We start from the raw sequence: 2,831 nt of genomic DNA, 5'->3' as shown, positions 1-2,831 counted from the left end.
GACGGTCTGCGCCTGGCGGGCCGGCCGCAGCTGTTGGACGCCGAAACCGGCTGGCGCTTCGTGCCTGCGCAGCCATGGGTGGCCGGGCGCCACAGCCTGATGGTCCACCCCGACCTGGAAGACGCCGCCGGCAACCGGGCCTGCGCCCTGTTCGAGATGCGCGGCAACAGCCACCAGGCGTGTGGCGAGGGCCAGGCCTTGCCGTTTGAAGTGAAGCCTTGAATCTCGTCGACCACCGCGCGTGAATTGCAGTGAATTCACAGCGATTCACTGGTGCGGCCGGGTCGCTCCCAACACCATGCATCACCTCGTTCCTCAACCCCGTTGCTCGCCCACGCGTGCGAGCCAAAAGGAGAAACAAGATGGATCGTCTATCAGGCAAGGTCGCACTGGTCACCGGCGCGAGTTCCGGCATCGGCCATGCCAGCGCGCTGCTGTTTGCTGCCGAAGGTGCCAAGGTGGTGGTCACCGCCCGCCGCGCGCACGAGCTGGACCAGTTGGTCGACGCCATCCGCGACCGCGGCGGCGACGCGGTCGCGCTGGCCGGGGATGTGCGTTCGGAGGCACATGCCAAGGCGCTGGTGGCGCTGGCGGTGGCGCGGTATGGTCGGCTGGACATCGCTTTCAACAACGCCGGCACGCTGGGCGAGGGCGGGCCGAGCACGGAGGTGTCAGAAGCGGGTTGGTCAGACACGCTGGCCATCAACCTGACCGGCGCTTTCCTCGGCGCCAAGCACCAGATCGCGCAAATGCTGCGCAACGGCGGCGGCTCGGTGATCTTCACGTCGACCTTCGTCGGCCACACCTTTGCCTTCCCGGGCGTGGCCGCCTATGCCGCGAGCAAGTCAGGGCTGATCGGCCTCACGCAGGCGCTGGCCGCCGAGTTCGGGCCGCGCGGCGTGCGCGTGAATGCGGTGCTGCCCGGTGCGGTGGACACCGACATGTACCGCAGCATGAACAACACCGAGCAGGCCCAGGCTTTCGTGACGCAGCTGCATGCGCTCAAGCGCGTGGCCACGCCGGAGGAACTCGCGCGCTCGGTCCTCTACCTCGCGTCCGACGACGCCGCGTTTGTCACCGGTACCGCCTCTCTGGTGGACGGCGGCGCTTCCATCACCCGCACCTGAAGCCTGGCTCGGTCCACTGGCTGATGGATGCAGCGACAGGATGCAGCGACAGTGCCGGCAGTCAATGTCGTGCAGGACTTCCTTGCCCGGTGACGGCGGAAGTCAGATTGCGTGGCTCAGGCTTCGCGTGGCCGAGGCCGCAGGCTGCGGGCGATGCGCCGGTGACGGTTCGGTCCGCACGCCGGTGGCGGGCGACGATGGTGCTTGCGAACCGATCAGCCCGCGCCGCATCGCGACGTTGGCCGCTTCGGTGCGGCTCTTCGCGTCCAGCTTGTTCAGGATGCTCTTGACGTGGGCCTTCACGGTGCCGCCGGACAGGCTCAGCGCATTGGCGATGGACTTGTTCGAGTCGCCTTGCGCGAGCAACTGCAAGACCTCGCTCTCGCGGCCGGTCAGCGCCTGGTAGCTCATGCTCTCAGCCACCAGGCTGGCCGCCGCCGGGCACAGGTGGCGCTGGCCGCGGCTGACGGCCAGCACGATCTCCTGCAGCTGGGAAATGCCGCAGTCCAGCAGCGCGTAGCCATGAGCCCCGTGGCGCAGCGCGGCCTGCACGTCCTGCGGCTGCACCTGGGTGCTGACGACCAGCACGCGCACGCTGTTGCCCCAGCCGTGCGCATGCTCACGCCGCTGGGCCAGCAGCAGGGCGGCGCTTGTCGGGTCGCAGACGGCAACGTCGGCCCGCGCACTCACGCAGGCTGCCAGCGGTGATGCCGTGGCGCCGACGATGTCCACCTCGCAGCTGGACTGGCCGCGCAATGCGGTGGCAATGCCCAGCGCGATCACGGCTTCGCTGTGGATCACGCTGACACGCACGGTGCCAGCCTCATGGGACATCCGCTCATATGACATCTGGGCCTCCTTTTGGGTGAGCTGATGCTAGGCCGCATCGTTTGCTTTGATCCAGCCCAGGTCCAGCGACGCCAGATTCACCCTTGTGGGTGAAGGCTGCGCGGCCGAACTGCGGCAAGCTGGACCACCGGCCGCACGCCTGTCTTTTCCAGCACCGCTCATCGTCTGACATGCCGTTTTCCTCGCCGCCGCCGTCGTGTGTTCCGCAAGCCTGTTTCGAGCAGGTGCTGCGTGGCCCCGGTGGCTGGCTGGTGGCGTTTTCGGTGCTGCTGCTGTTGATGGCCGGCTGCAGTTGCGCGCTGTTGCGCAGGCGTGCCCGCTCGCGACAGCAGGAGGCCGAGCGCGCCCGGCAGTTGCGCGAGCTGCAGGCCATGCAGTTGCATGACAGCCTGCTGCAAAGCACCCAGGGGCTGGTGCTGGCGGTCGAAGGCCTGGCGGCCACCTTGCCGGCCGACGGGCCGGTGCGCGCGGATTTTGAAACCCTGCTGACCCAGGCCGATGGCTGGCTGCTGGAGGCGCGCGACCGGGTCAGGACCTTGCCGGCCGCCGAGCTGGATGCCAGCGTGCTGTCGCAAGCCATCGCGGCCATCTGGGCCGAGCTGGCGGGGGGAGAATCGCAGGCTTTTGGGGTGCTGGTGCAGGGCCGGGCCCGGCCGCTGCGGCGGCTGGTCTACCACGAGGTCTGCAGCATCATCCGCGAAGCGCTGGCGCATGCGGTGGCCCACGCGGGGCTGCGTTCGGCGCTGGTGACCCTTCACTACAACGAACAGGTGTTCATCGTCGACATGCAGGACAACCGCCCCGACCACCCGACGCAAGGCCTGCCGGCCTCGGCGGCCATGCACGAGCGTGTGG

General features: G+C 68.5%; 3 protein-coding genes and 1 pseudogene. 3 read left to right on the top strand and 1 reads right to left on the bottom strand.

All coding sequences use genetic code 11. From position 1 onward, the window contains the following. Positions 1-222, top strand: a pseudogene (locus FKP22_RS26255) (hypothetical protein); the annotation flags it as partial. A 140-nt stretch (positions 223-362) separates the two neighbouring features. Further along, positions 363-1,127, top strand: coding sequence for an SDR family oxidoreductase (locus tag FKP22_RS26250; protein ID WP_141290825.1), 765 nt, complete (start codon positions 363-365; stop codon positions 1,125-1,127). A gap of 102 nt (positions 1,128-1,229) precedes the next feature. On the opposite strand, the gene FKP22_RS26245 is transcribed toward FKP22_RS26250, so the two are convergent. Then, entirely contained in the window at positions 1,230-1,976 is a 747-nt protein-coding gene (locus FKP22_RS26245; RefSeq protein WP_141290823.1) for a response regulator transcription factor, read from the bottom strand. A 170-nt stretch (positions 1,977-2,146) separates the two neighbouring features. Between FKP22_RS26245 and FKP22_RS26240 the strand changes: the two genes are divergently transcribed. Then, on the top strand, positions 2,147-2,831 hold a 685-nt coding region (locus FKP22_RS26240), incomplete at its 3' end, for a sensor histidine kinase (RefSeq protein ID WP_141290821.1).

The sequence above is a fragment of the Ideonella azotifigens genome (assembly GCF_006519715.1).
Taxonomy (GTDB): domain Bacteria; phylum Pseudomonadota; class Gammaproteobacteria; order Burkholderiales; family Burkholderiaceae_C; genus Ideonella; species Ideonella azotifigens.
The sequence above is the reverse complement of the archived record's forward strand: the minus strand, read 5'-3'. Positions and strand labels throughout refer to the sequence as shown.

Coding starts and splice junctions, on each gene's coding strand:
- FKP22_RS26250 (WP_141290825.1), top strand. CDS start 363: ATGGATCGTCTATCAGGCAAGGTCGCACTGGTCACCGGCGCGAGTTCC.
- FKP22_RS26245 (WP_141290823.1), bottom strand. CDS start 1,976: ATGTCATATGAGCGGATGTCCCATGAGGCTGGCACCGTGCGTGTCAGC.